The organism is Dorea sp. OM07-5, assembly GCF_003481355.1.
Classification (GTDB): domain Bacteria; phylum Bacillota; class Clostridia; order Lachnospirales; family Lachnospiraceae; genus Dorea_D; species Dorea_D hominis.
Genome location: NZ_QUKZ01000012.1, coordinates 21,947 through 48,515 on the forward strand (window position 1 = coordinate 21,947; position 26,569 = coordinate 48,515).

Annotated in this window: 27 protein-coding genes; 15 read left to right on the forward strand and 12 right to left on the reverse strand. The window is 40.6% G+C overall.

Features of this window, described 5'->3' with window-relative positions:
- Positions 1-6 precede the first annotated feature (6 nt).
- From DXC04_RS11345 to DXC04_RS11380, 8 genes are all read left to right on the forward strand, one after another.
- Positions 7-1,008: a galactose ABC transporter substrate-binding protein gene (locus DXC04_RS11345; protein WP_118661060.1), complete on the forward strand. Its 1,002-nt coding sequence runs from the start codon at positions 7-9 to the stop codon at positions 1,006-1,008.
- Between the two features lie 337 nt (positions 1,009-1,345).
- Positions 1,346-2,155, forward strand: a complete 810-nt coding sequence (locus DXC04_RS11350) for a helix-turn-helix transcriptional regulator (RefSeq protein WP_118661061.1) — start codon at positions 1,346-1,348, stop codon at positions 2,153-2,155.
- A 51-nt stretch (positions 2,156-2,206) separates the two neighbouring features.
- Positions 2,207-3,139, forward strand: coding sequence for an AraC family transcriptional regulator (locus tag DXC04_RS11355; RefSeq protein WP_021860075.1), 933 nt, complete (start codon positions 2,207-2,209; stop codon positions 3,137-3,139).
- A gap of 172 nt (positions 3,140-3,311) precedes the next feature.
- Positions 3,312-4,730 (forward strand): melibiose:sodium transporter MelB, encoded by a 1,419-nt coding sequence (melB, locus tag DXC04_RS11360; protein WP_118661062.1) that lies wholly within the window; start codon positions 3,312-3,314, stop codon positions 4,728-4,730.
- A 29-nt stretch (positions 4,731-4,759) separates the two neighbouring features.
- Positions 4,760-6,991 (forward strand): alpha-galactosidase, encoded by a 2,232-nt coding sequence (locus DXC04_RS11365; protein ID WP_118661063.1) that lies wholly within the window; start codon positions 4,760-4,762, stop codon positions 6,989-6,991.
- A 15-nt stretch (positions 6,992-7,006) separates the two neighbouring features.
- Positions 7,007-7,630, forward strand: a complete 624-nt coding sequence (locus DXC04_RS11370) for a YczE/YyaS/YitT family protein (protein WP_118288011.1) — start codon at positions 7,007-7,009, stop codon at positions 7,628-7,630.
- A 187-nt stretch (positions 7,631-7,817) separates the two neighbouring features.
- Entirely contained in the window at positions 7,818-8,465 is a 648-nt protein-coding gene (locus tag DXC04_RS11375; protein WP_118661064.1) for a DUF4317 family protein, read from the forward strand.
- A 79-nt stretch (positions 8,466-8,544) separates the two neighbouring features.
- Positions 8,545-8,814 (forward strand): hypothetical protein, encoded by a 270-nt coding sequence (locus tag DXC04_RS11380; protein ID WP_021859650.1) that lies wholly within the window; start codon positions 8,545-8,547, stop codon positions 8,812-8,814.
- Positions 8,815-8,969: 155 nt separating this feature from the next.
- Here DXC04_RS11380 and DXC04_RS11385 read toward each other — a convergent pair whose 3' ends face one another.
- Both DXC04_RS11385 and DXC04_RS11390 read right to left on the reverse strand, forming a co-directional pair.
- Positions 8,970-10,088, reverse strand: a complete 1,119-nt coding sequence (locus DXC04_RS11385; RefSeq protein ID WP_118661065.1) for a DNA/RNA non-specific endonuclease — start codon at positions 10,086-10,088, stop codon at positions 8,970-8,972.
- Positions 10,085-10,492 (reverse strand): ribonuclease Z, encoded by a 408-nt coding sequence (locus DXC04_RS11390; RefSeq protein ID WP_117537052.1) that lies wholly within the window; start codon positions 10,490-10,492, stop codon positions 10,085-10,087. Before DXC04_RS11390 ends, DXC04_RS11385 begins: the two co-directional genes overlap by 4 nt.
- An 84-nt stretch (positions 10,493-10,576) precedes the next feature.
- On the opposite strand from DXC04_RS11390, the gene DXC04_RS15565 reads away from it, so the two are divergent.
- Positions 10,577-10,726 carry a hypothetical protein gene (locus DXC04_RS15565; RefSeq protein WP_158580487.1) on the forward strand — a complete coding sequence of 50 codons (150 nt, stop codon included), beginning with the start codon at positions 10,577-10,579 and terminating at the stop codon, positions 10,724-10,726.
- 74 nt (positions 10,727-10,800) lie between these two features.
- Here DXC04_RS15565 and DXC04_RS11395 read toward each other — a convergent pair whose 3' ends face one another.
- Complete coding sequence (locus DXC04_RS11395; RefSeq protein WP_021859653.1) at positions 10,801-11,574, reverse strand: class I SAM-dependent methyltransferase; 774 nt, start codon at positions 11,572-11,574, stop codon at positions 10,801-10,803.
- A gap of 185 nt (positions 11,575-11,759) precedes the next feature.
- Between DXC04_RS11395 and DXC04_RS11400 the strand changes: the two genes are divergently transcribed.
- Positions 11,760-13,340 (forward strand): glucose-6-phosphate isomerase, encoded by a 1,581-nt coding sequence (locus DXC04_RS11400; RefSeq protein WP_021859654.1) that lies wholly within the window; start codon positions 11,760-11,762, stop codon positions 13,338-13,340.
- Between the two features lie 251 nt (positions 13,341-13,591).
- On the opposite strand, the gene DXC04_RS11405 is transcribed toward DXC04_RS11400, so the two are convergent.
- The 4 genes from DXC04_RS11405 to DXC04_RS11420 form a co-directional block, all read right to left on the reverse strand.
- Complete coding sequence (locus DXC04_RS11405) at positions 13,592-14,575, reverse strand: calcium/sodium antiporter (RefSeq protein ID WP_118661066.1); 984 nt, start codon at positions 14,573-14,575, stop codon at positions 13,592-13,594.
- A gap of 459 nt (positions 14,576-15,034) precedes the next feature.
- On the reverse strand, positions 15,035-16,108 hold the full coding sequence (locus tag DXC04_RS11410; RefSeq protein ID WP_021859656.1) for a PTS sugar transporter subunit IIC: 1,074 nt from the start codon (positions 16,106-16,108) through the stop codon (positions 15,035-15,037).
- 138 nt (positions 16,109-16,246) lie between these two features.
- A complete protein-coding gene (locus tag DXC04_RS11415; RefSeq protein ID WP_021859657.1) occupies positions 16,247-17,098 on the reverse strand; it encodes a response regulator in 852 nt (283 codons plus the stop codon).
- The gene (locus DXC04_RS11420) at positions 17,095-18,435 is read right to left on the reverse strand and encodes an ATP-binding protein (protein ID WP_118661067.1); all 1,341 of its coding nucleotides are present in this window, start codon (positions 18,433-18,435) and stop codon (positions 17,095-17,097) included. Before DXC04_RS11420 ends, DXC04_RS11415 begins: the two co-directional genes overlap by 4 nt.
- Before the next feature lie 317 nt (positions 18,436-18,752).
- Here DXC04_RS11420 and DXC04_RS11425 point away from each other — a divergent pair, with 317 nt between their 5' ends.
- Positions 18,753-20,540 carry an aminopeptidase P family N-terminal domain-containing protein gene (locus DXC04_RS11425; RefSeq protein WP_118661068.1) on the forward strand — a complete coding sequence of 596 codons (1,788 nt, stop codon included), beginning with the start codon at positions 18,753-18,755 and terminating at the stop codon, positions 20,538-20,540.
- Positions 20,541-20,788: 248 nt separating this feature from the next.
- Positions 20,789-21,379: a 50S ribosomal protein L25 gene (locus DXC04_RS11430; protein ID WP_021859660.1), complete on the forward strand. Its 591-nt coding sequence runs from the start codon at positions 20,789-20,791 to the stop codon at positions 21,377-21,379.
- Between the two features lie 154 nt (positions 21,380-21,533).
- Here DXC04_RS11430 and DXC04_RS11435 read toward each other — a convergent pair whose 3' ends face one another.
- Together DXC04_RS11435 and DXC04_RS11440 are read right to left on the reverse strand one after the other, a co-directional pair.
- A complete protein-coding gene (locus tag DXC04_RS11435) occupies positions 21,534-21,749 on the reverse strand; it encodes an Ig-like domain-containing protein (RefSeq protein ID WP_158580489.1) in 216 nt (71 codons plus the stop codon).
- A 76-nt stretch (positions 21,750-21,825) separates the two neighbouring features.
- Entirely contained in the window at positions 21,826-22,173 is a 348-nt protein-coding gene (locus DXC04_RS11440; protein ID WP_021859663.1) for a PadR family transcriptional regulator, read from the reverse strand.
- Between the two features lie 227 nt (positions 22,174-22,400).
- Here DXC04_RS11440 and DXC04_RS15570 point away from each other — a divergent pair, with 227 nt between their 5' ends.
- On the forward strand, positions 22,401-22,577 hold the full coding sequence (locus tag DXC04_RS15570) for a hypothetical protein (protein WP_158580491.1): 177 nt from the start codon (positions 22,401-22,403) through the stop codon (positions 22,575-22,577).
- Between the two features lie 15 nt (positions 22,578-22,592).
- On the opposite strand, the gene DXC04_RS16290 is transcribed toward DXC04_RS15570, so the two are convergent.
- Positions 22,593-22,946 (reverse strand): DUF6120 family protein, encoded by a 354-nt coding sequence (locus DXC04_RS16290; RefSeq protein ID WP_442873198.1) that lies wholly within the window; start codon positions 22,944-22,946, stop codon positions 22,593-22,595.
- Positions 22,947-23,053: 107 nt separating this feature from the next.
- Here DXC04_RS16290 and DXC04_RS11445 point away from each other — a divergent pair, with 107 nt between their 5' ends.
- The gene (locus tag DXC04_RS11445; protein ID WP_118661070.1) at positions 23,054-23,302 is read left to right on the forward strand and encodes a hypothetical protein; all 249 of its coding nucleotides are present in this window, start codon (positions 23,054-23,056) and stop codon (positions 23,300-23,302) included.
- 40 nt (positions 23,303-23,342) lie between these two features.
- On the forward strand, positions 23,343-23,990 hold the full coding sequence (locus DXC04_RS11450; RefSeq protein WP_118661071.1) for a hypothetical protein: 648 nt from the start codon (positions 23,343-23,345) through the stop codon (positions 23,988-23,990).
- Between the two features lie 373 nt (positions 23,991-24,363).
- Here the strand turns inward: DXC04_RS11450 and DXC04_RS11455 are convergent, their stop codons facing one another.
- Positions 24,364-25,173 carry a Cof-type HAD-IIB family hydrolase gene (locus tag DXC04_RS11455; protein ID WP_118661072.1) on the reverse strand — a complete coding sequence of 270 codons (810 nt, stop codon included), beginning with the start codon at positions 25,171-25,173 and terminating at the stop codon, positions 24,364-24,366.
- A gap of 13 nt (positions 25,174-25,186) precedes the next feature.
- On the reverse strand, positions 25,187-26,554 hold the full coding sequence (locus DXC04_RS11460) for a UDP-N-acetylmuramoyl-tripeptide--D-alanyl-D-alanine ligase (protein ID WP_118661073.1): 1,368 nt from the start codon (positions 26,552-26,554) through the stop codon (positions 25,187-25,189).
- Between the last annotated feature and the right edge of the window lie 15 nt (positions 26,555-26,569).

Below are 26,569 nucleotides of genomic sequence, written 5' to 3' on the forward strand. Positions count from 1 at the left end.
GCAAAAATGAAATCAAAAATGGATAAATACAATCTGATACTAGTGGGACTTTTCATGTTCCTGGTCATTCTTACTATCCTATGGAAAATGCCGCAAAAGGAAGACCGGTACGTGCATGTAGGAATTGCAGCGTATGATCTGGATGATACTTTTATGGAGAGTTATATAAAGGATCTGCAGGATAAGATGGAACAGATGAAAATAGAAGGAAAGAAAGTTTCCTACGAGATTTACGATGCAAAAGGAAGCAGCCGGAAGCAGGAAAAGCAGCTACAGCGCATGTATGCACAGAAGTATGATGTAATTCTTGTCAATCTGGTAGAGCCGTCTTCTGCGGCAAGCATGATCAATGATGCGGAAGATGCAGACATTCCGGTCATATTATTTAACCGTGAAGCAGATGATAAGGATCTGAAAATTGTAAAAAAAGTCTGGTATGTAGGAACAGATGCAAAAGCAGCCGGAGCCATGCAGGGAGAAATGTTAAAGAAAATCTGGGAGGAACAGAAAGGAAAGATTGACCGGAACAAAAACGGGAGATTGGACTATGTGCTTGTAGAAGGAGAGGAAACACATTTTGATGCCATTCGCCGGACAAATGGATTTCTTGAGTCGAGCGAAGATATGCCTATGAATCAGAGAGCAAATCTGTCAGCGGACTGGAAGAGAGAACTGGCGACAACAAAATTTGCAAAACTGGATAAAGAAATAATTAACAACGCGGAAGCTGTTATATGCAACAATGATGATATGGCACTGGGCGTCTACGATTATTATAAAAAACATCATTTGCAGATGCCGGTAATCCTTGGAATTAACAATAGCCCGGAAATGAATCGGAAGATCATGACAGGAGAGATCTACGGTACGGTTGACAACAAGATGGAAGACCAGGTTGAACATATTTGTCAGCTGATGAAGGCGATTTTAAAAGAGAATACTAAAAAATATAAGAAAGTCTGGTACAGCACACCTCATGCAATCACGAGGACGAGCCGCAGAAAATAAAAGGCTTAAGATTATAAGCTGAAAGTAAGTATAAAAATAAGTATGAAAAAAGGACCATGCAGTCCGCAGGTCCTTTTTTAGTGACGGTACATTGCTGCGAGATATAAATAATTAGCACCATAGAAATCCATAACCTCGTGCAAGTAATTTTTAATTCTTTTCATCATATCGATTCACTCCTTTCTCTTGATTACATGGTCATTATAAGATGAAAATACAGATAATGCTTGCCAAATCGGACAAAAAAGTAGACAAATATTGCATTTCAAATATCAAAGTGATAACCTTGGATACAGAGTAAAGCAAAGCAGAAAATAAAAGAGGCGGACAAGAGATTATGCATTTACAATATAAAAATACAAAACAGAATATCCAGGCAGTGCAGAAGAGGGCACGTCACGTTGCGCCGCATCTTCACAATACGCTGGAGCTTGTTTATGTGACGGAAGGAACGCTGGAGCTGGGTGTCGGACAGGAGCTTTATCATCTGGAAACAGGAGACATGGGAATTATATTTCCGGATATCATCCACCATTATCAGGTATTTGGCGCAGATGCACATAAAATTTATCTTGTAAATATAGCGGCAGGAAGTATCGGATTCTTCGGTGAAGAGTTACAGAAATATGCACCTGTCATGCCAGTGATCAAAAGGAGCGAACTGGGAGAAGAGGTTATTCATGCGCTGTACCGCATGATGTTGACGCAGGAATGGGAGTTCACGATTCTGCAAGCGTATTTACAGATCGTGCTTGCAAGATGTGTACCGCTTCTGGATCTGGATGAAAAATCCAAGGTTGGAAGTGATGATTTGATCTATCAGACAGTAGCATATATTTCCGGACATTTCAGGGAAAATATAACGTTGGATAAGATGGCACAGGATCTGTGCGTAAGTAAATATGCGATTTCCCGTGTGTTTTCGGGAACATTTCACAGCAATTTTAATCAGTATGTAAATGATGCGAGAATCCGCTATGCATGTTCGCGACTGGAAAATACCCGGGATTCAATCATAGAAATCTGCCTGGACAGCGGATTTGAAAGCCAGCGGACGTTTAACCGTGCATTCAAAGAGCGTTACCGGATGTCACCGAGCGAATATCGGAAAAAATGGAGAGAACATTCCGGTGTTATCAGTTTGTAAAAATGAAAAGAACATCCAGTTATTTTGTGTTTGTAAAAAGAGGACGTTATTATGGAAGATTCTTATGTATTGCAATTATTAAAACCCAAATTTAAAGATTTTCATTTAAGTTTTTGTGGCTATGCAGAATGTGAACCTCTGCATAGCTATGGACCGGCCTCCAGGCCTAATTATATATTACATTATGTAATGAAAGGGAAAGGCATCTATCAGGTGGGGGAAAACAAGTATCATCTGTCAGAAGGACAGGCATTTTTAATTGAACCGGAAAGTCTGACGTTTTATCAGGCAGACAAGGAAGAACCGTGGGCATATCTATGGGTCGGATTTGGGGGGACAGAAGCTTCCAGATTCGTGCGGGATTTGGGACTAAACGGGCGACAGCTGACCTGTGAATGTGAATATGGAGATGAATTAAAAGAAATCGTTTTTGAAATGCTTCGTCATACCCAGTCAACAGCAGAAAATCTGTATTATCTCCAGGGAAAGTTGTACCAGTTTTTTTCGGTGCTGGCACGAGGCATTGAAATTAAAGAATATGCAGATAATACAAAAGAAAGCATGCATGTACAGGAAGCGATTGATTATATTAAAAATTCTTATTCGCAAGGTATCACAGTTGCAGATATAGCAGAATATCTGGCATTAAACCGAAGTTATTTATATACAATTTTTATGAACAGCCTTGGAATTTCGCCAAAAGATTTTCTGACAGAATTTCGGATCTCGAGAGGAAAAGAACAGCTCGTACTTACGGAACAGTCGATTGAAGACATTGCAGTTTCCTGTGGGTATCGCAATTCGCTGGCATTTGGAAAAGTATTCAAACAGAAAATAGGAATGACACCAAGTGTATATCGGAACAGTAACCGTAAGAAGGCGAGAACAAGACTGATTTCTGCACAAAATGAATTGGAAGAATATCAAAAACATAAAACGATTTATGTAAAAGATATTGAGAAAAATAAAGAAAGCAATAGATAAAATGTTCTGAAAGACATCATATACCTAACATTTGGGATATTATTCTTAACAAAATGGTATAACGGATGTCTTTTTTTTCGCGTTATACTTGCATTATGGAAAAAAGGAACAAGTGCACAAGATTCCTCACTCAGATAACAAATAAATAAAGGAATATTAGAGGAGGAGAATTATGGCGACTCAAAAAGAAAATCAGAGAAATTCGCAGTATAAATACGCATCTACGAGAGAAAAATTATGTTTTGGTATTGGAGCTATTGGAAAAGATGCCATCTGTAATCTGGTAGGAGCATTTTTAATGCTTTATTTTACAGATACTTTGTATCTGGCACCGGCATTCGTCGGAGTACTGTTTTTTGTAGCAAGAATCTGGGATGCAATCAATGATCCGATGATGGGAATGATTGTAGATAATACACATACTCGGTTTGGTAAATTTAGAATCTGGCTGGTGATCGGAACTTTAGTGAATTCTGTTGTATTTGTTTTACTGTTCCATAGCTTTCATTTATCAGGAACTGCCTTGTATATATATGTATCTGTAATGTATATTTTATACGGAATGACTTATACCATTATGGATGTTCCATATTGGTCATGGCTTCCAAACTTGACCAATGATCCGCATGAACGTGAAAAAGTATCTGTCATTCCGAGATTTTTTGCAAGTCTTGCAGGATTCTCAGTAGCAACATTTGGTCTTTATATTATTAATCATCTGAATAAGCTTGCAGGAGAAAGTAATCTTTATGCAGAAAAAGGATACACTTTATTTGCTATTATTATCGCAGTCGTATTTATCATTACGATCGGTATTACAGTATTCAATGTAAAAGAAGAATCTACAGTTGGTGCATCAGCAGAAAAAACAAGTTTGAAACAGGCATTTCACGTAATTGTGAAAAATGATCAGCTGCTTGCTTTTATAGGTTTGCTTCTGACATTTAATCTTTGTACACAGATTGCAAAAAGTTTTGCTGTTTATTATTTCAAATGCGTTTGCCATGATGAATATTTGTATTCTATTTTTGGATTTGCGATCATCGCTGAAATGGCCGGACTTGTATTTTTCCCGAAAATCGCCAGCAAGATCAGCCGTGAAAAAGTGTATGCATTTGCATGTGGACTTCCGATTGCGGGTTTCATCCTTCTTGGAATAGCAGGATATGTTGCTCCGCAGAGCAAGGTATTGGTTGTAATCTGCTGTGCACTGCTGTTCTTTGGTTCAGGACTTTCACTTGGTGTAACAACTTGCTGTATGGCAGATGTAATTGATTATGGAGAAGTAAAATTCGGAGTACGTAATGAAAGTGTAACTTGTTCTGCACAGACATTTCTTATGAAGGCAGCAACAGCTGCTGCAGGTGGCTTAACCGGAATCGGACTTCAGATTGTAGGATACAATGCAAAAGCAACAGCCCAAAGTGCAGGAACCGTATTAGGAATCCGCGTATTGATGATTATCATTCCGATTATTCTCGCAATTGTTAGTTTTGGTATTTACAAAAAATATTATATTTTAAAAGGTGAGAAGATGGAAGAAGTTACAAGAAAAGTAAACGAAATGCATGCCAGAAAGCAGGATGCATAATTTAAATATAAAAATAAAAGAGGTAGTTTATGAGAAAAATTATTTTCCATGAGGAAACAAAAACATTTCATTTATATAATGACAAAATCAGCTATATTTTATGCGTATTAGATAATGGGCATTTAGGACAACTGTATTTTGGTAAACGAATTCATGATAAGGCAGATTTCTCCTATTTGGTGGAAAAATGTGGACGACCAATGACATCTTATATTTATGAGTGGGATCGTAGTTTTTCGTTGGAACATATCAGACAGGAATATCCGGTTTATGGGACAACAGATTACAGACATCCGGCAATAGAGTTATTGCAGGAAAATGGAAGCAGAATCAGTGAATTTCAGTATGATGGATATGAGATCTCATCCGGGAAACCGAAACTTTCCGGACTTCCGGCAACTTACACAGAAGCAGAAGAAGAAGCACAGACACTGCGTGTTTTCCTGAAAGATTCTTTGACAGGTGCTCAGCTGGAGTTGTTATATACTATTTTTGAACAATACAGTGCAATAGCAAGAAGTGCACGTTTAAAAAATAGTGGAAATCAGAATTTACATATATTAAATATGATGAGCTTAAGTCTGGATCTTCCGGACAAGGATTATATATGGATGCAGTTATCCGGTGCATGGTCAAGAGAGCGTTATGTGAAAAACAGAGTTTTAGAACAGGGAATTACAGCAATCGATAGTATGCGTGGAAATTCCTCTCATGAGCATAATCCATTTATGGTATTGAAACGAGAGAATACAGATGAAAATGTAGGAGAAGCCATTGGTGTTAGCCTCATATACAGTGGAAATTTTCGGATACAGGCAGAAGTGGATACCCATGATGTTACAAGAATTACAGCAGGTATTAATCCGACAGGATTTGATTGGAAATTAGAACCTATGGAGAGTTTTCAGACGCCTGAAGCAATGCTTGTATATAGTGATCAGGGACTGAATGGAATGAGTCAGACTTTTCAGAAATTATATGCCAAAAGGCTGGCAAGAGGATATTGGAGAGACCGGACCAGACCAATTTTGAATAATAATTGGGAAGCAACTTATTTTGACTTTACGGAAGATCGGCTTGTTGAGATTGCCGGAAAAGCTAAAGAATGCGGAGTTGAGTTATTTGTACTGGATGACGGATGGTTTGGCGCAAGAAGAAATGACAGAGCCGGTCTTGGTGACTGGGTAGCAAATCCGGATCTTTTACCAAATGGGATAAAAGGCTTATCTGAAAGAATTGAGAATCTGGGGATGAAATTCGGTCTCTGGTTTGAACCGGAAATGGTAAACAAAGATTCAGATTTATATCGTACACATCCGGACTGGATCATTCAGACCCCGGGAAGAAATACTTCTCATGGAAGATATCAGTATGTACTGGATTTTTCAAGAAAAGAAGTTGTGGATTGCATTTATAATATGATGGAAAAATTATTGTCAGAAGCTAAGATATCTTATATCAAATGGGATATGAATCGCAGCATTACAGAGTGTTACAGTGTAAAACTTCCGGCAGACAGGCAGGGAGAGATATTTCACCGTTATATTTTAGGCGTATATGATTTATATGAACGTCTGACAATGGCATTTCCGGAAGTATTATTTGAATCCTGCGCGAGTGGTGGCGGAAGGTTTGATCCTGGCATGTTATATTATGCTCCGCAGGGATGGACAAGCGACGATTCAGATGCAATTGAACGTCTGAAGATTCAATATGGGACTTCTATGTGTTATCCACTCAGCAGTATGGGAAGTCACGTATCGGTTGTTCCGAATCATCAGGTATTTCGTAACACTCCATTACATACCCGTGCGAATGTTGCATATTTTGGAACCTTTGGATATGAGCTGGATCTGAATAAATTAACAGAGGAAGAAATCAAAGAAGTAAAAGAACAGATTGTATTTATGAAAGAATACAGAGAAGTGTTGCAGTTCGGAACATTTTACAGATTGAAGAGTCCGTTTGATGGAAATGAAACCGTCTGGATGGTGACCAATGAAGATCGTACACTTGCGATTGTAGGTTATTACCGTGTGTTAAATGGAGTTAATCAACCGTATAGTCGTGTCCGTTTACAGGGACTGAATCCGGATATGCTTTATGAAAATGTCTGGAATCATACAGAAAATTATGGAGATGAGCTGATGAACTTTGGACTTATCACTTCTGATGTAACAGCAGGAGAAGTGCCGGGAGATGCTGTCCCGTGTACGGATTTTGAATCAAGAATATATATGTTAAAAGGGAAAAAGGAGTAGGAGGAAAGAAGAACAATGAAAATAACAAAACGGGCTGGGATGATGATTTTAGGAATCTTGTTTATTGGTCTGTGTGTGTCTTTCCTTCGTTTGTCCGGGTTTGGCGTAGATCCTTTCAGTGCAATGAATCTTGGAATCAGTGGATTTATCGGCTGGAGTTTTGGAACATGGCAGTTATTGATGAATGCAGTGATTCTTGTAATAGTATTTTTCCAGGCAAGGCACTGCATTGGTGCAGGAACTATCATTAATATGATTTTTGTCGGATATATCGCAGATTTTGTTTGTTGGCTGGTACAGGATGTAGTACAGATAGAGATGTCTCTTCCGCTTCGTATAATTGCGCTTGTACTCGCCCAGTTAATGGCATCAATGGGAGTTGCATTATATATGGTTGCGGATATGGGAATTGCACCATATGACAGTGTGGCAATCATTATTGAAAAGCTGACACATCAGAAAATCCCATTTCATAAAGCAAGAGTACTTTCAGATGTGGTTGTAGTAATTGTTGGAATTGCATTTGCAAGCGCATCAGGAGCAGGAATCTGGGCTGTTGCAGGAATTGGTACAGTGATCAATGCATGTTTCAACGGACCTTTGATTCAGTTTTTTAAAACAAAACTTGAAAAAATGTAAAGATTCCTATAAAGAAATGTAACAAAAATTTATAACCCCGCAATAAAAAGGAAAAAGAATTGAATTTAAAAGGTTCTTCTATGATCGAATAAAAATCATAGGAGAACTTTTTTTGCAAAAACAGGATTGCGAGGCAGAAAGGCTACGTTTATAATAAAGAATAGAGAATATAAGGGGAAAAAGACAGATGGCAGAAGAGTTAAAAACGAGAAGAATAAACCGGGAGGATATGCTGGAGCTGACGCGTCGCATGACAATAAGCCGTAACTGTTTTTCGAGAGTTGTAGGAGCGTATTTTGATGAAGAAGGATATGTGGATGGTACATTTAATATTCATTTCTTGAAATTATCAAAAGCGGATCAGGGAAAAAATTTGAAGCTTGCAAAGGCAATCCCGTTTGCAGATACAAACAGGCAATTAAAAGAATATGTATTTCCGAAGACGGAAAAAAAGCCGGAAAGTATTTGGCAGCTTCTGATGGCATTGAAAGAGTGTGAACTCAAAAATGACGGACTTCTGGAAACATTTTACGAAATCCTGGGAGAGAAGCTTAACCAAAACAGGGAATATGGATTTTATCTGTTTTATGGCTGCTATGATGTGCCGAGAAAAGGCAACGACAAGACAGAACAGTGGGAATCCGAAGAAGTATATCCGTTCCTGACAGGTGTATTTGCGCCGGTCAGTGGAGATTACGAGATGGGCGAGCCGCAGTTTGGCTTTTTATTTCCGGCATTTTCGGACCGGAGTGGAGATCCCGGAGCGATTGCATGGTATGAGAAGAATGCAGACAGACCACATGAGGAATTCTTACAGCTATTGCAATTAATGTGATTACAGAGTTTGCGCTTGATTCTGACAGAAGATAGAAAAATCAGCAAAAGACAGAAGTATTTTTAAAGGGGGATAAAAGATGTATTATGTACCTGATGGCACACAGATGTGTGGCTATTATGAATGTGAAGAGTGTGGGAACCGTTTCTTATCACTTACGGTAAGACCACAGATGGTCTGTCCGGCATGCGGTGAGCAGCCGGATATGGAGATCGGCCCGGATGAGCCGATGCCTGTAATAGAAGAAACGGCAAAATTATTACAGGTAATCCAGGGCGAAGATGAAGTAGAGAAAATGGATGCTTTGATTTCCCTTGCAGTAACAGGCGGAAATGAAGAGTGGATATAACGAGCATAAAATACAGCAAAATCCTGATAGTTTGCACCCGGTAACGATTAGATAAAAAAAAGGAAAGTAAAAAACCGCATTGCAGCAAGTTTAATCGCTGCTGTAATGCGGTTTTATAATTTTTATAATATTCGGAAAAGCCACCCGTGACAGTATCACGGGTTACAGTTCTTGCACGGCTCATACCCCGAATTGATGAGCTCAGAGCGTTTCCCGGTATATGTTTTCTTATTCTTATCTTTCATCATCTTCACGCTCCGGCAGTCCGGTTTGTGAAATTTGTTCGTGTTCTCGTTAATGATGTAAGTTCCTTTTGCGGAACTCTGTCCGGTACGGATCTGTGTGGAAGTATGCTTCCTGGAAGAATGATAAGTATTTCCGGAAGATTTACTCGAGCTGCCGGAAGACATCTCGTTTGAAGCGTCTTTCGCAGAGCTGTCGCCAGTCTCATAATTAATCTTGATTCCCGGCTGTACGTTATACACATATACGCAGTAGGAAATGCCTTTGCCTTTGTCCTCAACAGATTCCGCTTCCATCAGTACACCGTCAGCCAGTAAGTTATCATCCGTATACATCGGCGTTACCCGGTACAGAACATGGTTGTTTGTCTCTTTTACATAGTCAGCAACCATATTTTCAAAAGGCAGCATGCCATCTACGTTCAGATATCGGGTCCCGGTCATGAGATTCCGTTCGTTCGCATTTTCGGCGGTGAGCTGATAACCGATCAGATGACAGCGGTTGTAGAGGTATTTGCCGTCTACGTTGTTGTACTTCACGGTGTGCCAGCCGGAAGGTTTGACCATACCGATCCGTCCGCGCTTTTCCGTTGGCATGGTTGCTTTGCAGATATTGGCATAAGCAGTGCGGCAGCGGCCGAGCGCATCTAATTTGCTGTACTTCTCAAAGACTTTTTTCGTCAGGTCCGACTTCTTAAAAAACGGTACATTGTTATGAACCTTGATATAAGGCGAACCGGAGTACTTCGGTATCTTAGAAGTACTTACAGTCGAAGCTTTTGCTTTAGAAGCGGCAGCTTTTGTCTTGCCCGCAGTGTCAGAGCCGGCAGTATTACCGGAATCCGCCTGTGCAGATGTATCATCCGAACTGTCTTCGGCATTCGTATTTTGATCTTCAGATGAACCGGATTCCTGCGCGGTTGTTTCTTTAGAAGATGATGACTGCGAACTCTCCCCGGCATCTGCACAGCCACCGAGTACCAGCACACCGGCAAGTATAATATTTGCAAGTAATAATTTTAATTTTTTCATCGTGTCCATATCTCTCTCGTTATTTTATCGTGTGAAAATCCCTTGAACTCCTTCTGGTCTGCCAGAGTCCAGCCGTGCAGATCAATGTCAAAATAATAATCAGCCGGGTAAACACGATTCCAGTGATACAGAACAATCTCATCCAGTCTCGATTCATCAATCAAATATTGTCCGTTTTCAATAAAACAATAGTCGTTGTCATCTGCCTGGATCAGAAAATTATTTGCAACCTGGATCCGGGAGGTATCGTCCGTTTCAAACTGTTCAAGACTGTATTCATTCATCCAGATCCGTTCCGGCATCGTATAGGCAAGAATGTCATGACGCACTTCGCGGTCCTTCGACTGACGACGCCGGTTGAACATCATGCCATTGTTGTCATCAACGCAAATAATAAGTTTCATGTAAGCTCCCCTTTCCCTTACTAATGGTAGTGGTTTTATTATACCATAGATGACGAAACTATGTTCGTATAAATTTTACCAGAAATGAATCGTTTAAAATTAAAAGTTGCACTTGTGCTTTCCGGAAGAAGTCACAACTATGAATCCGAGCGAGTGGCATTTACAGCCGCCAATAAATTACATCAGAAATTCCGGGAGCATCATAAATCCATGTGTTACCGGGTGCATTCTTGAATTTATTGACAAGATATCAGAAAATGTATAGGACGGAACCGGCTTAAACGATTGTACCGGGATGCATTTCGATATTATTTACTGAGAATATCTACAGTATGCGATCCGGCACCAACAAGCTCCGGACGTTCACATATGGTCAGATGATAACGGATAAATGCTTCAAATGTGGCTTCATCCATTGCATTTAATACCGGACGCATATAATCCGAAGGACCGTCGGCTGAAATGACCTTAATCCGTTTCAGACCGGCGGCTTTATTATAGGCATCCATATCTTCAAGCCGTACATAATCATAGAGATCTTCCGCTTCCGGCTGTACACGGAAATCTTTGCTGATCTTGCCATTTTCCAGACATTCGAGAATGTGATTCTGCCTGAACCCGTAAGTCAGGATACTGTATTCATTCATGCAGTATGCAACAAGCATGACACCATCATCTTTCAGAACACGTTTCGCTTCTTTCAAAGCCTGTACTTTCTCTTCTGTCGTGAGCAGATGATACATCGGCCCAAAGACAAGTACCATGTCAAATTCTTTGTCCGGGAATCGTGAAAGCTTCAGGGCATTTCCCTGATAAGCTTTGACGGTACTGTTTTTCTGCTTTAAAATCCCAAGATTGTATTTTACAAGCTCGACAGCCGTAACATCGTAGCCTTCTTCGGCGAGTGCGACACTGTAACGTCCGGTTCCTGCGCCGACATCCAATATTTTCGCATGAGGATCATCCGGCAAATAGGCATGGATATATTTCATGGAAGTTGTAAATTCTACCTGCCCGTGCCGGCTATTCAGACGCTTCTCTTCATTAAATTTATTATAGTATTTTTCTAATTCTGTCATCATAGTAAATAAGGCTCCTTCATAAGTCGCTGAGTTCGTTTAAAAGTATAGCATATTCTGAGGATTTTGAGAGGAAATCACAGAATTTTTACCATTTTCATGGGAGGTTTGAAAAGTTAGATTCGGTATGGTATGCTAGAAAGGTAAAAGATAGAGAACAAGTAAGAATAAAGGAGGAATCTATCACTATGATAAATTGGAAGAACACAGATACCCTGGCTTCTTATCAGGAGCTTGCAAATGTAAAACGTGTGAATCTTGCAGAAGCAATGTCCGGTGAGCAGGGAGCAGAGCGTGTGAAAAATTACAGCGTTTCTATGACAGAGGGACTTGACTATAATTATGCTGCAAAAGAAGTAGATGATACTGTGATCGATGCACTTGCCAAACTGGCAGATGAAGCACAGCTTGTTGATAAATTTGAAGCACTTTACAACGGAGAAGTAATCAATACAGGAGAGAACCGTCTTGTACTTCATCATCTGACACGTGGACAGCTTGGAGATAAAGTAGTGGCAGACGGTGTAGATAAACGAGCATTCTATGTAGAACAGCAGGAGAAGATTGCTGATTTTGCAAACAAAGTACATGCAGGAGAGATTGTAAACGGAGCCGGCGAGAAGTTTACAACTGTCGTACAGATCGGTATCGGCGGAAGTGATCTAGGACCACGCGCAATGTATCTGGCACTTGAAAACTGGGCAAAGAAAAACGGTCTGTTTAAAATGGAAGCTAAATTTATCAGTAACGTAGACCCGGATGATGCGGCAGCAGTTCTTAATTCCATTGATGTTGCACATTCTATTTTCGTACTGGTATCCAAGTCTGGAACAACATTAGAGACCCTGACCAATGAATCTTTTGTAAAAGATGCATTAAAGAACGCAGGGCTGGATGCAAGTAAGCATATGATCGCTGTAACAAGCGAGACATCACCGCTTGCAAAGAGTGATGATTACCTTGCAGCATTCTTCATGGATGACTATATCGGAGGACGTTATTCTTCTACATCGGCAGTTGGTGGAGCTGTACTTTCACTGGCATTCGGACCGGAAGTATTTGCACAGTTCCTGGAAGGAGCAGCGGCAGCAGACAAATCTGCAACGAACAAAGATGTGCGTAAGAATGCGGCACTTCTGGATGCTATGATCGGAGTATATGAGAGAAACATCCTTGGTTATCCGGCAACAGCAGTACTGCCTTATTCACAGGCTTTAAGCCGTTTTCCGGCACATTTACAGCAGCTGGATATGGAATCCAATGGTAAATCTGTAAACCGTTTCGGAGAGCCGGTAGATTATGTGACAGGACCGGTGATCTTCGGTGAGCCTGGAACAAACGGACAGCATTCTTTCTACCAGCTTCTGCACCAGGGAACAGATATTGTACCGCTTCAGTTTATCGGATTCAAGAACAGCCAGATTGGCACAGATGTTGTGATTCAGGACAGCACAAGCCAGCAGAAATTATGTGCAAACGTTGCAGCACAGATTGTCGCATTTGCATGTGGCAAATCTGACGAAAACCGCAATAAGAACTTCGAAGGCGGACGTCCGTCAAGCATTATCATCGGAGAGAAGCTTGATCCGAAGACATTAGGTGCGCTGCTTGCTCATTATGAGAATAAAGTAATGTTCCAGGGATTTGTATGGAACCTTAACAGTTTTGACCAGGAAGGCGTACAGCTCGGAAAAGTCCTCGCAAAACGTGTACTTGCACACGAGACAGACGGAGCACTGAAAGTATTCAGCAATCTGTTGAATATTTAATATACGAAACAGTTTAAAAAAGGGTAGTCCGAATAAGGATGCCCTTCTTTAGATATGTGTAAAATTGGATGTAGTAGCCAGATTATGAATAATGATCATGGCATCATAATAAAAGAAAAAAATCCCCACAGCTTGTACCGATTTATTAACAGAATGGATACAGGCTGTGGGGTATTATCGTTATAGAAGTGTTATTAATAAATTATGGCAACTATATTATAAAGTTGTATTATTAAATGACCCAATAGTATTTAGCGCACACAGATATAAACCATATAAGCTGCATACATCAGAAGCATAAGGATACCTTCTTTGCGGTTGATCTGCTGCTTGGTCCATGCAAATGCAAGAACGATCACGCTCATAATAATGAGCAGGATAATGTCGATGACATTTTCCATCAGGAATGAGATCGGGCTGATCACAGTTGCAATTCCGAGTACGAATAAAATATTGAAAATATCTGATCCGATGACATTGCCAAGTGCCATATCAACTTCGCCTTTTTTAGCGGCGACCAGTGAGGTGACAAGTTCCGGAAGACTGGTTCCCATAGCTACGATCGTAAGTCCGATCAGTGTCTGGCTGAGTCCCATGCTGGAAGCAATGGACGATGCACCATCAACAACGAAATCTCCGCCAAATTTGATTGCGATCATACCTCCGATAATAAAGACAAGACTCTTCCATGTTGGCAGGATTGCAATATTTTCTTCTACAAATTCAGCCTGTTCTACCTGGCCTGACTGTGCCGGATCCGAGAGAACTGCTGCACGGGCTTTCTTTGCAGACTGGATCATCCAGAGCAGATAGCCGACAAAAAGAACCAGGAAGATAATTCCGTCAATGTGTCCGAGTGTCATGCCGATATAGCCGAGTACAAGCATCAGTGCCGCACAGATGATAGAGAGCGGAAATTCCTTCTTCAGTGTATCCTGGCGGATCGTCAGAGGAGAAAATAATGCGCAGGCGCCACAGACAACCATCAAATTGAAAATGTTCGATCCGATGACATTGCTGACGGCAAGGCTGTTGTTATTTGCAAGTGACGCAGTCACGCTGACTGCACATTCCGGAAGACTGGTTCCCATAGCAACGATCGTCATACCGATGAGCATGGCAGGAACATGGAATTTCTTAGCGACAGAAGAACTTCCTTCGACAAAAAAATCCGCTCCTTTGATAAGTAATACAAATCCAATCACGAGAATCAGAATAGCTTTTAATAATTCCATTTTACGAAATCCTTTCTGAAATTTTTGAATAAATAATGTATTTTATATTTATATAATGATACCCAAATTTGGAAGCCTGAATCCACATGAGATTGCTCATGAGCGGATGAAAGACTTGCTGGACATTACATCTATTCTATTACATACAGAGCTAAAATGCAACAGAATTAGAAACCCCTGTTTTTAACAGTTATGTTACTAAAATGAGGTAGAAAAGCCATATATTCTATGGTATCATAAACAAAATATATTTTTCCTTAGAAAGAGAGAATCATTATGCAGGTAGATGAATTTGAAATATCAAAACCAATCGATCTTAAGAAGCTGTTCCGTCTGCTTGCGTAGCTTCTTGAACGGGACATAATAAGCGCAGAAAATAACAATAAAAATATCCCCATTGTGTGTGGTGCCACAATGGGGATATTTTCTATATTTTGTTGTTAAAATAAGGGGGCTTTTTTATACGCTCGGCTCAAGCGCTTCCTCAGATTCAACAGCTTCTGTAGTTTCTGCGATAATTTCTTTTACAAGTATTCCTTTCTTCTCGCGGATGTGTTTGAAAACTGTTCCGCCTATAAATCCTGCAAGTAAACCGCCTGCTGCTGCAAATGCAAGAGAGATTACAACAGTTCCCGGCGCATTAAATGCAAACGGTGCAAGAAGTCCAGGAATTGGAGAAGCTGTACCAGGCGCATTATTCACAATGTGGAACACCGCCGCTGAGATACCTGCAAGTCCGCCGCCAAAGAAATTCGAACAATAGATAGGAATTGGATTGGCAGTTACGATCGGGGCCTGTGTTAAAGGCTCTAACATAACGCCGATTACGTTACCTCTGTTACCAAGTTTCAATTTGTGGAATATCATACCGTTTGTGAAAGAACCACCAAAGCATGCAACTGCGGCAATACCCATTGGAAGTCCTGTCAGCCCTAACATGGCTGTCAGTGCCATAGAACTTAACGGTGATGTACAGATCATTTTCATAATACCACCGAGCAAGAATCCCATAACGATCGGGGACTGATCGGTTGCTGCTGAAATTGTAAGACCGATTCGTGATAATAAGATGTTCACACCCGGTTCTACACTTACAACGATAATACGTGCGATTGGAGCGACGGCAAGAGCACCAACGATTACGTTCACACCTTCCGGAAGTTTCTTTTCAATAATCGGTGCAACAAATCCTACGATATATCCTGCGATAAATCCAGGAAGGATTCCGTAACCTGCAACGGCTACACCGGCTACTACCCCGTATAACGGGTTAGCTCCCATACAGATTGGAACCATGATTGCCGCTGCAACACCACCCATGCTTCCGGATGTGGTTCCAACCTGTTTTAAAAATGAAATACCAAACAAATCTCCGCTGATATAGCTGTGAATTGCCTCGACAAGGAATGTTGCAACGGCTGCATCTGCCATACCTGACATTGCAAGCGATCCCTTCGGCATCTTAAGACTGAACAGTGAAAACACTGCTAATGTTGCGACCAATAAAGCTACACCTGATAAAACTGTTACCATACGTTACACCTCTCAACTTTCTTTGATTTAAAAATTCTATAAGTCCGTCCGTTTATTGATAGGTATAATATATATGCACGGTTACAAAAAGTTTCAATAGGTGACAATATGCATACAAATAAGCGCGATTATTACAAATCATTGTGCATTTTGACAACGAAAAGCGAGAGAAGTCAGAAAATGACGAATCTTCAAATTACCATGTCTGACAGTTTTTTGACGAATACAATCCATTTCTTTCCGCACCTGTTCAAAATTGTAAAGTGTACTGGAATAATCAACGAAGATCTCGTTTGAGTAATCATCTAGACCGAGATGTGCCAGATTGACAAGACCGTTAAACGCAGTACGGCGGATACGCTGCTCCATGGACTTCGGGTTATCACAGAATTTACTGCACAGTTCGCTGACAGTCATTGTATCCACGCTTTCCGGGTGCATACACATGTATTTGACGATCGTAATAATATCTTTGCTACCGGTATCGCCTATAATTCCGAGACGTGTAAGGATCGTGCGCAGATTTGCCTCAATCTGCTGCTCATTTGCTGACTTGGAAACAGAGGATTTGTTTGTGTCAGGAGTAAAAATATTATGCATCTGCTGAACCATCCGTTTCATGGAAAGACCGTCGCTGACTTTGCGGATGATGGATTCCACTTCTACGCTGTTGATTGGCTTCTGGATGAAAAATTCTACACCGGCTTCATAGGCAGAAGCAATCATATCCTTGGAAGAAACCTGTGACAGCATAATATAGGCTGCGTCCGGAAGAATTTTTTTCGCTTGCTTGATGAAAGAAATGCCGTCCATCTCCGGCATAAGGAAATCGACAAGAACGATGTCCGGGCGCATGACAGGCAGATCTGCCAGTGCCTCTGCTGCGTTTTCCGCACTTCCGCAACAGACACCGAGTCCACGCGTATTTACGATCAGTTTTAAAATGTTTGTAATGTTTTTATCGTCATCTATAAAATAAAAAGACATCATGATTTGATCACCTCAATTTGATTCTTTGGTATGCTTACTGTAAAAGTTGTATTTCCCGGCACGGATGCCAGTTCGATTGAACCGCCGAGACGTTTTTCGACAAGATCTTTCACAAGACCAAGACCGATTCCACGGCTTACTTCCCCGGTTTCAAAATTAATTTTGGTTGAGAAACCGGTATTAAAAATCTCATCTTTGTATTCAACCGGGATTCCCGGACCGTCATCTGTAATTTTGAAAATGACAGCTTCATCCTGGGAAAATATGGAAATCATAAGAGTTACAGTCTGTTCCTGTGCAGCTTCCAGTGCATTGATGAGAAGATTCCGGAAAATGGATAACAGCTCATAATGTTTTGAAGTATAAAAATTTGTTTTGCAGATAAATTTAAAATTCAGTGTCTTATCCATGGAATCAGCAAGTGTAAACATGGAAGTCTTAAGCAGTGTGAAAATCTCTTCCAGATACATGCCGTCCTGTTCGACTTCCTCGTTCAGTGCTTCGGAAATTCCACGCATGATCAGAAGGTATTCTTTCTTGATCTCGTGGATATCTCTTGCAGTTGCCAGAGCGGAAGTAGATAATTCTGCCGGAACATCGGCCTCCGTCAGCTCCTGATATAATTTGTAAGAATGATTCATTGTCTCTTCAATAAGCAAAGTATTTTTCTGCATCCAGACCATTTCCCCATTCAGTTTGGAAATGAGAAGAACGAGGCGCTGATAACGCTCTTCATGTTCCTTTTGCAAAAGGAGCATCCGGTATTTTGCAAAAAGTGTCAGAATCAGCCAGACCACACAGGAGCGGAAAAAAGCTGTCAGGAAAATACCTGTCTGCAGGCGGATATGAAATGCGGAAATATCCAGACGTACAAGCAGTTCCAGAAAGTTTGCCACATAGTCAATTACGGTCAGAACGAGTAGTGTGTGATTTCGGTTCGGATATTCTGAAAATGCAGTTGTGTTCACATCTTTTCGCTGCGTCAGTCTTCTGAAAAAGCTTTTGCCGGAAGATTTCCATGATGTTATATTTTTAACATATATATATAGAAGAAAACCGTAGCAAAGATAGAATGTCATTTCAGGAAAATACCGGGAAATCGGTGCTGTAGTATCTGTTACGATCCATGCAAGCAGCATACGGAGTGAACAGACGCCGACTGCTGAAAGCACTGTCACCGGAATCAGTGGAAAATCCTGGATCAGAAATGTCATGGCAGACAAAAAAATCACAGCAACAGATAGCTGAAAGTTCCGGGTGAACAAGCTGATGCTAAGCTGTGAGAGAATAATAATGACTGCACTGTAAAAACATGATTTCTTTATCGGTATGTTCATTGTAAATTATCCTCAGTGAAAAAATTCTGTTCGCATATCGTGGCGGGTTCCAAAGTTTGTCATCCATATATGAGCAAGCTCATATGGATTTAGACTTTTGAACCCTGGTATCATATCTAGTGTATCTGACAAAATGACGAAAATCAATAGTTATACTATGATTATTTTTGTTATATTTATAATAACATAACAAAATATTTTTTGACAAATATTGGAGGATTATTGTAAACTATAAACAGTTTCCAAAAGACTGCATTACGGATTGGTATGGTAATTGCAGAGGGGTAACAAATCTAATAAGAAAGAAGGAACAACAAATGACAGTACCAGAGAGACTCGAAGCACTTCGCAAACAGATGGAGGAGAAGAAGATTGATGTTTATGTAGTGCCAACCGCTGATTTCCATCAAAGTGAATATGTTGGGGAACATTTCAAGGCGAGAAAGTTCATCACAGGATTTTCTGGTTCCGCAGGGACAGCAGTCATCACAAAGACAGAGGCAAGACTGTGGACAGACGGACGTTATTTCATCCAGGCTGCAAAGCAGCTGGAGGGATCTACAGTGGAACTGATGAAGATGGGAGAACCAGGTGTACCGGAGATGAATGCTTACATCGAGGAAGTATTACAGGCTGGAGAAACACTTGGATTTGACGGAAGAGTAGTATCTGTCGGAGAAGGTCAGGGCTATGCAGACATTGCAGCAAAGAAAGACGCACATGTGAATTACCAGGAAGACCTGATCGACGAGATCTGGAGTGACCGCCCGGCAATGTCAGAAGAACCGGCATTTGATCTGGATGTGAAATATGCAGGAGAGACGGTTGCTGACAAACTTGCAAGAATCCGTAAAGAGATGAAGGATGCAGGAGCGAATACACATGTAATGACAACACTGGATGATATCTGCTGGACACTCAATATCCGTGGAAATGATATTGATTTCTTCCCGATGGTATTATCTTATGCGATCGTTACAATGGACGGCGTAGAGCTTTATATTGATGAACGTAAACTGGATGATGCGCTGAAAGTAAAACTGGCGGCAGATGGTGTGAAACTTCATCCGTACAATGACATTTATGAAGATGTGAAAAAGTTTGCGGAAGATACAGTTGTGATGGTTGATCCAGGCAAACTGAACTATGCAATTTTCAATAATATTCCGGAAAATGTGAAAACAATTGAGCAGAGAAATCCGGCAATTCTTATGAAAGCAATGAAGAACCCGGTAGAGATCAAGAACATCCGCAAAGCCCAGATCAAAGACAGTGTAGCTCATGTCAGATTTATGAAATGGCTGAAAGAGAATGTTGGAAAGATGAAGATCACAGAGATGAGTGCGTCAGACAAGCTGGATGAGTTCCGTGCAGAGATGGGCAATTTCATCCGCCCGAGCTTTGAGCCAATCTCTTCCTTTGGAGAGCATGGAGCAATTGTGCATTATACATCATCTCCGGAGACAGACGTTGAGCTGAAAGAGGGACAGCTGTTCTTAACAGATACAGGCGCCGGATTTTATGAAGGATCTACAGATGTAACAAGAACTTATGCATTAGGCGAAGTGCCGCAGATCATGAAAGACCATTTTACATTGGTTGCGATCAGTAACTTGCAGCTTAGCAATGCGAAATTCTTAGAGGGATCTACAGGTATGGTTCTGGATATCCTTGCAAGAAAGCCTTTCTGGGACAGAGATTTGAACTTCAATCACGGAACAGGACATGGAGTTGGTTATCTGCTTAATATCCACGAAGGACCGACTGGATTCCGCTGGAAATACCGCCCGGGCGAGACTGAGCCGCTTGCAGAAGGCATGATCATCACAGATGAGCCGGGAATCTATATTGAAGGTTCCCACGGTATCCGTCTGGAAAACGAACTTCTGACAAAGAAAGGAACTCTGAACGAATATGGACAGTTCATGTATTTTGAAGCGATTACACTGATTCCGATGGACTTAGATGCCATCAACCCGGATATCATGACAGCAGAAGACAAGAAGCTGCTCAATGATTATCATGCGAGAGTATACGAAGTGATTTCGCCATATCTGAATGACGAAGAGAAAGCATGGCTTGAGAAATACACAAGAGCAATTTAACAGAGATAGAGAACTTCATGGCTGGCGCTTCCCGTTTCCGGTGGCGCCGGCTTTATTGCTATATAATTTAGAAAAATTGAAAAAATCACAAAAAAACACCTCAAAAAAAGTGTATATTTGGTTAATCTGTTTGTTATAGAAGAGATATAATAAGATCGTAACAAGAAAACCTACTTAACACACCTCTTTGTATTGTAAGACAAAGTCGAAGGATGCTAAGCATATCAGATTTTTGGAGGAAAAGATAAATGAATACTTTAAAAGCTGAAAAAAGAAGCATGGACATCAAAGCAAAGAAATTAAGAAGAGAAGGATTTGTTACGGGCAATGTATTTGGCCGCGAGATGAAAGAATCTGTTCCGGTAAAAATGGACAAAAAAGAAGTAGAAAGCCTTCTGAAGAAGAACAATAAAGGAAGTCAGGTTATGCTTGATGTTGACGGAACAAAGCATAATGTACTGATTAAGGATATTCAGTTTGATCCGATTAAAAAACAGATCAACGAAGTAGATTTTCAGGCATTGGTAAGCAACGAAGCAGTTCACTCTGTAGCTGAGATCGTATTGGTTGATGCCGAGAAAGTAACAACAGGTGTATTGGAAGAACATCTGGAAGAAGTAGCATTTAAGGCATTACCGAAAGACCTTGTAGATAAGATTGAAGTCAATGTAGGCGATATGCATGCAGGTGATACAATCAAAGTAAAAGATCTGGATATTGCCAAGAATCCGGAGATTACATTATCTACGGATCCGGAAGCACTGATTGTAAGTGTAACAGAAGTTCATGCATCAGCAGATGATGAAGAAGCTGAAGACGGAGAAACAGCAGAAGCATAATATAAAATGCCTGGATAGAAAATTTGAGATTGTAAAAAATAAGAAGCACATTCTGACGCGAAGATGAGAAGCGTTAGGATGTGCTTTTTAATAATAGAAAACGACAGCCACTTACGACCGTCGTTTTTGATATAGTAAATTATGTTATTGCAGTTTATTTCACTGTAAGTGTCTTGGAGAAACTTACCTTCGTACCGGTTTTCAATTTAGCAGTGATCTTCACCTTACCGGTTTTGGAGCCTTTCTTCACAATTCCGTTCTTATTGACAGTAGCGATATCTTTATTGCTGCTGGTCCAGGTAAAGCTGGATGGATTGAGAATTGGGCGTGCATACATGTATGGACTGTTGTAGTCGGTATACAGTCGCATGGAAGGATTTATCATATCATACGTCGCATATTTTCACAAATATTGCTTTTGACCAGCTTGAGTAGAACTTGTGGCTTTAAGATTCTACCGGAAAATCATAATCAAGAATCTTCTCGATAGAACGATTCGTCTCGTAAAATTCATTTTTCAGATAAGCAAGTCGCTCTTCGCCGGATGCTTCCAGATGATAGTAAACACGGATCATCCGCTTCCCGGCAGGTTTTTTATAATCGGAGATATATCCCTTTTCGATAAGTTTGTACAGGGCGGGATAAAGCGATCCCTCCGGAACCGTCAGATAATCGTCCGACAATTCTTTGATCAGTTTGGAAAACTGATATCCGTAACAATCTCCCTGTTCTTTTAAAATATGAAGTAAGAGCATCTCTACAGCGCCCTTTTTGAAATTATTCTGTGCCCGCATAATAGTGTCAATCCCTTCCGTTGCTAACTATTATAAAGAATAAACCTTAAGAAAACAACTATTTTTGCATTGCATATACAATAAATATTAATAAAAAATTAAATAAACCTTAAGAAAATTTTCCGGTTGAACTACATATCAGTTTCACTGTGCGAGTTACGGTGTCAACTACGGAGTTATTGTAATAATGCTTTGCAGTAGCTGTAGCACTGGCGGTGTTCTTTGATTTGCCAGACGAACTGCTTGTGATTTTCCAAATATTTACATTAGATTTGGCAGATACACTTGAGGAAATACATTTGGAAGTGCCCAATCCGTATGTGAATGTACCAGAAGAAGCGAATACATTCATTGGAAACAGCATTAAAGAAAAGATAAGAATAAATGTTAATTTTTTTTCATAATAAGTTAAACTCCTTTTATTCGATAGATTCTATAACATGAGTTGGAATTTCATTTTGACTTTGAACGTATAATTCATGCAAATAAAAGCTGCGCACGCCCGTTACGATAATGACCGCAATGAGAACTGCAACGAACATTCTGCGGATATAGCAGGCAAAACGAAGATTCTTGGTCAGATAAGAAGAATCACAGTTTGAATAATAGTCAGCTACGATTTCTTCGGGATTACCAAGCTCATCACATATTTCAGAATAATTAATAGCGGGATTCTTATAATATGTTTTACATGCTTTGTTTATTTGTATACTTCCAAATTTGACATAATGATATTTATAAATATATTCTATATTTAATAAAAGGAAAAACAATACATAGAAAAACTAGATATATATTGACGAAAATAAACTGGGATGATAATATCAGACTATAGAATGTCGGCATGATAAGGATAACGAGTGAGGTTGGAGGAATATCTATGAAAGAAAGTCCATTAATACTTTATATTGTTCATTTTATTGTATGTGTTACAGTGATGGTAATGGTATCTCTTGAAATAAGAAAATATGGAACACAGGATATGTTATTATGCGCATTAAAATGGTTTTCGCTTACTGCGGTGATAGGTTCGGGGTTGTTTTTGGATGACAAAATAAAAAAAGTGAAAGAAGAAAGCCGAAAAGAAAAAGAAGAAAGTCGTAATAGCAGGGATTCTGAAAAGCAATGAAACAATCACAGATATTTAATGGACGCGGGAGAGAAAGATTATGAGTAAAAAAGGAAAAGTTATGAGTGCAGTAGTCGTAGTTGCTGGATGTCTGGCGCTTGCCGGAAGTGTTGTGCAGAATAATTCCCAGGCAAATGGCAAGGTCTCATTATCGGATTTTGGCAAAGTACTGGAAAAAGAATATAAGAATCCAGAAGAGGCTTCCGCAAAAAACTTATATGCGAAGGGAAATTATTCAGAAATTACAAAAACTGATATGGAAAAAGCAATTGCATATTATAAGGCTAAAGGCATGAGCGAAGAAGAAGCAGAAAAGGAAGCTTATAAATATGAAAAAGAAAACGCAGCATTATGTACAGAGGCAATGAAGGCAGGCTGTAAGGCGACAGACAAAGAAGTGGAAGATTATGTAAGTGATATGCGTGCTGAGTATGAAGGTAAGAAACTGGATGAATCCAGCCAGAAACAAGTTGATGAGATTATTGCACAGTTTGATTCACCGGAAGATTATTGGAAGTATGAGAAGACGGTATATCAGAAACTTCTTCCACAGATCAAATATAGAGAGAAGCTGGAGAAGGAGTATAGCGAGAAGCATGCAGGTGACAGCAAGGCTGATTGGGGAAAATACTTTGACAATTACAGGAAAGAAATTGTGGAGAAAGAAGATTTCAAGCTTGTGAAGTAAATATGTGTGTTATATCTTTAAAGGACGGAGAAGATAAAAGGGGATACATCGAAAAAGCGCGATATATCCCCAAGCAAGTTGTGACAGGACGGAGGGATACAAAGAAGTATCCATTGGAAGAAGTATAAGAGAAAAAGAGATACACAACAAGCCAAGAGCGTATCCCTCAGGGTAAAGAAAAGCTAAAAGGGATACCCCAACAAGCCAAGAGCATATCTCCAGAACAAAGGAAAGCAACAAGGGAGCTGACTTCACGGATACACAATATATCCGCGGAGCCCAGCTCCCTTATTTTTTATATATGCATGAAAATTCATCCTCGGCGGGAGAAGCGAAAAGCAATTCTACTTAAGGAAATACTTCAGGCGTATCCCTACCGCAAAAATTCATTAATAACATGCAGTACGCCATCCTCGTCGTTGGACTTGGTGATGTAATCGGCGCGTTCGCGCACCAACGGCTGTGCATTCGCCATGGCAACGCCAAGGCCGGCGGTCTCGATCATCGTAATGTCATTGTAACCATCGCCGCAGCAGATCATCTGATCTGAAGTAAGACCGATGCTGGATAACAGCTTCAGGAGAGAATGTGCCTTATCCACCTGCGGAGGCATGATTTCCAGGAAGAACGGATCGGAGCAGTAGATGTAGAGGTAAGAACGGAAATAATCCGTCACTTCCTTCTGCGCCTTTGCAATGATCTCCGGTTCTCCTGTTACAAGAAACTTGTTCGCCGGTTCTTTAATACATGCCGCAAAATCATCCGTCTCGATGATCGGCATGTGATTGATCCGGGATTCCAGTTCGGTATATTTGTTCGGTTTGATTCCGGAGAGGATATTATCTGCTGTATAAGACAAAATATCCAGCCCGTCATATTTTCTTAAAATCTGCAGAAGAGGTTCTACAATATCTCCCGGAAGAGTCTTATTATAGATCGCCTGCATACTTCTGCAATCGGTAATTCTGGCACCGTTAAAAGAGAGAATATAGCTTCCGTAGTCTTCCAGATGTAGTTGCTTCGCAAGTGGAAGAACTCCCTTGGTCGGACGTCCGCTGGCAAGCACGACTTTCTTGCCCTGCTCCTGAATATCGATCAGAGCTTCCAGAGTAGGTCTGGAGATCTCTTTCTTCGAGTTGGTCAGCGTACCGTCGAGGTCCAGTGCTAATATCTGATATTCCATGGATTTTACACTCCTACAATGCTTCCAGAGCTTCTACCAGTTCAGGAAAATGCATTCCATGAGAAGCTTTGACAAGGACATTGTCTCCCTCTTTCATAATATTTTTCATCTCTGCAAGGAAATCCGCTTTTGTTTCAAACCAGTGTACTTCTGTACCGTTTACGGAAGCACCGTTTGCAATTTCTTTCGCAAGGTCTCCGATCGCGCATACAACATCGACACCTTTTTCAGCGGCATATGCGCCTGTCTCGTGGTGCAGTTCTTTTTCATTTGCACCAAGTTCACCCATATTTCCAAGGACAGCAACTTTACGTCCGATTGCCATATCGAGAACATCAATGGATGCCTTTGTAGAAATCGGATTTGCATTGTAGCAGTCATCTAAGATCGTCAGCTTATCGGTAATGATGATGTGGTTTCTTCCCGGAATAGACGGGAGATTCTCGATACCGGCTTTGATTTCTTCATTTGTCAGATCAAGGCTGTATCCGACAGCGGCACCTGCCAGCGCATTGGATACCATGTGGATACCCGGAAGCGGAACAACGCAGTCAAAAGAAGTTCCGTTTGGCATGTGGAGCGTGCATGAAGTTCCTTTAAGTCCGAGCGGTTTAATATCTGTTGCGCGGAAATCACTGTTGTCACCGGTTCCGAAGAATACAGGCTCTACACCTTTGATCGGACCGGATTCACGTAAAATATCATCATCTCCGTTGAAAATGATGGTTCCGCCATTTTTCATATCCTGGATCATCTGGGATTTCTCCTGGAAGATACCTTCTCTTGTCTTGAAAAATTCCAAGTGGGCAACACCGATGTTCGTGATCACACATACATCCGGACTTGCAACAGAAGAAAGTCTGCGCATCTCGCCGAAGTGGTTGACTCCCATTTCCAGAATAGCAACCTGGTTCTCCTCGTTCATTTCAAAAATTGTGATCGGAAGTCCCCATTCGTTATTGAAATTTCCTAATGTTTTATGAACATTGTATTTCTGGGAAAGTACAGATGCGATCATCTCTTTTGTACTTGTCTTTCCGACACTTCCTGTAATTCCGACAACCTTTACATCGAAAGAATCACGGTACAGTTTCGCAATGTCTAAAAGTGCCTGACCGGTAGATTCTACCAGAATATACGGGTAATCGGTTTCGCCAAGATCTTCATGGGAAACGACACACATTGCGCCCTTCTCGATTGTATCCGGGATAAATTTATGTGCATTTACATTTTCTCCGTCAATAGCGACAAAAAGGTAATCTTTCTCGACTTTACGACTGTCGATTACGACACCTGCTACTTCCTGGGAAAGTTTGGATGTATCGCCGTGATAAGTTCCTTTACAGGCCTTGGTGATATTTTCCAAAGTAAGGTTTTTCATAGAATAAATTCCTCC

Excerpts from the sequence above, each read along its gene's own strand:
- DXC04_RS15565 (WP_158580487.1), top strand. The coding sequence starts at position 10,577 with ATGAATCGTTTAAAATTAAAAGTTGCACTTGTGCTTTCCGGAAGAAGT.
- DXC04_RS11445 (WP_118661070.1), top strand. The coding sequence starts at position 23,054 with ATGAAAGAAAGTCCATTAATACTTTATATTGTTCATTTTATTGTATGT.
- DXC04_RS11355 (WP_021860075.1), top strand. The coding sequence starts at position 2,207 with ATGGAAGATTCTTATGTATTGCAATTATTAAAACCCAAATTTAAAGAT.
- DXC04_RS11415 (WP_021859657.1), bottom strand. The coding sequence starts at position 17,098 with ATGATGTCTTTTTATTTTATAGATGACGATAAAAACATTACAAACATT.
- DXC04_RS11450 (WP_118661071.1), top strand. The coding sequence starts at position 23,343 with ATGAGTAAAAAAGGAAAAGTTATGAGTGCAGTAGTCGTAGTTGCTGGA.
- DXC04_RS11390 (WP_117537052.1), bottom strand. The coding sequence starts at position 10,492 with ATGAAACTTATTATTTGCGTTGATGACAACAATGGCATGATGTTCAAC.
- DXC04_RS11400 (WP_021859654.1), top strand. The coding sequence starts at position 11,760 with ATGATAAATTGGAAGAACACAGATACCCTGGCTTCTTATCAGGAGCTT.
- DXC04_RS11365 (WP_118661063.1), top strand. The coding sequence starts at position 4,760 with ATGAGAAAAATTATTTTCCATGAGGAAACAAAAACATTTCATTTATAT.
- DXC04_RS11410 (WP_021859656.1), bottom strand. The coding sequence starts at position 16,108 with ATGGTAACAGTTTTATCAGGTGTAGCTTTATTGGTCGCAACATTAGCA.
- DXC04_RS11380 (WP_021859650.1), top strand. The coding sequence starts at position 8,545 with ATGTATTATGTACCTGATGGCACACAGATGTGTGGCTATTATGAATGT.
- DXC04_RS11370 (WP_118288011.1), top strand. The coding sequence starts at position 7,007 with ATGAAAATAACAAAACGGGCTGGGATGATGATTTTAGGAATCTTGTTT.
- DXC04_RS11435 (WP_158580489.1), bottom strand. The coding sequence starts at position 21,749 with ATGCGACTGTATACCGACTACAACAGTCCATACATGTATGCACGCCCA.
- DXC04_RS11430 (WP_021859660.1), top strand. The coding sequence starts at position 20,789 with ATGAATACTTTAAAAGCTGAAAAAAGAAGCATGGACATCAAAGCAAAG.
- DXC04_RS11405 (WP_118661066.1), bottom strand. The coding sequence starts at position 14,575 with ATGGAATTATTAAAAGCTATTCTGATTCTCGTGATTGGATTTGTATTA.
- DXC04_RS11345 (WP_118661060.1), top strand. The coding sequence starts at position 7 with ATGAAATCAAAAATGGATAAATACAATCTGATACTAGTGGGACTTTTC.
- DXC04_RS11395 (WP_021859653.1), bottom strand. The coding sequence starts at position 11,574 with ATGATGACAGAATTAGAAAAATACTATAATAAATTTAATGAAGAGAAG.
- DXC04_RS11460 (WP_118661073.1), bottom strand. The coding sequence starts at position 26,554 with ATGAAAAACCTTACTTTGGAAAATATCACCAAGGCCTGTAAAGGAACT.
- DXC04_RS11455 (WP_118661072.1), bottom strand. The coding sequence starts at position 25,173 with ATGGAATATCAGATATTAGCACTGGACCTCGACGGTACGCTGACCAAC.
- DXC04_RS11440 (WP_021859663.1), bottom strand. The coding sequence starts at position 22,173 with ATGCGGGCACAGAATAATTTCAAAAAGGGCGCTGTAGAGATGCTCTTA.
- DXC04_RS11425 (WP_118661068.1), top strand. The coding sequence starts at position 18,753 with ATGACAGTACCAGAGAGACTCGAAGCACTTCGCAAACAGATGGAGGAG.
- DXC04_RS11350 (WP_118661061.1), top strand. The coding sequence starts at position 1,346 with ATGCATTTACAATATAAAAATACAAAACAGAATATCCAGGCAGTGCAG.
- DXC04_RS11385 (WP_118661065.1), bottom strand. The coding sequence starts at position 10,088 with ATGAAAAAATTAAAATTATTACTTGCAAATATTATACTTGCCGGTGTG.
- DXC04_RS11375 (WP_118661064.1), top strand. The coding sequence starts at position 7,818 with ATGGCAGAAGAGTTAAAAACGAGAAGAATAAACCGGGAGGATATGCTG.
- DXC04_RS11420 (WP_118661067.1), bottom strand. The coding sequence starts at position 18,435 with ATGAACATACCGATAAAGAAATCATGTTTTTACAGTGCAGTCATTATT.
- melB (WP_118661062.1), top strand. The coding sequence starts at position 3,312 with ATGGCGACTCAAAAAGAAAATCAGAGAAATTCGCAGTATAAATACGCA.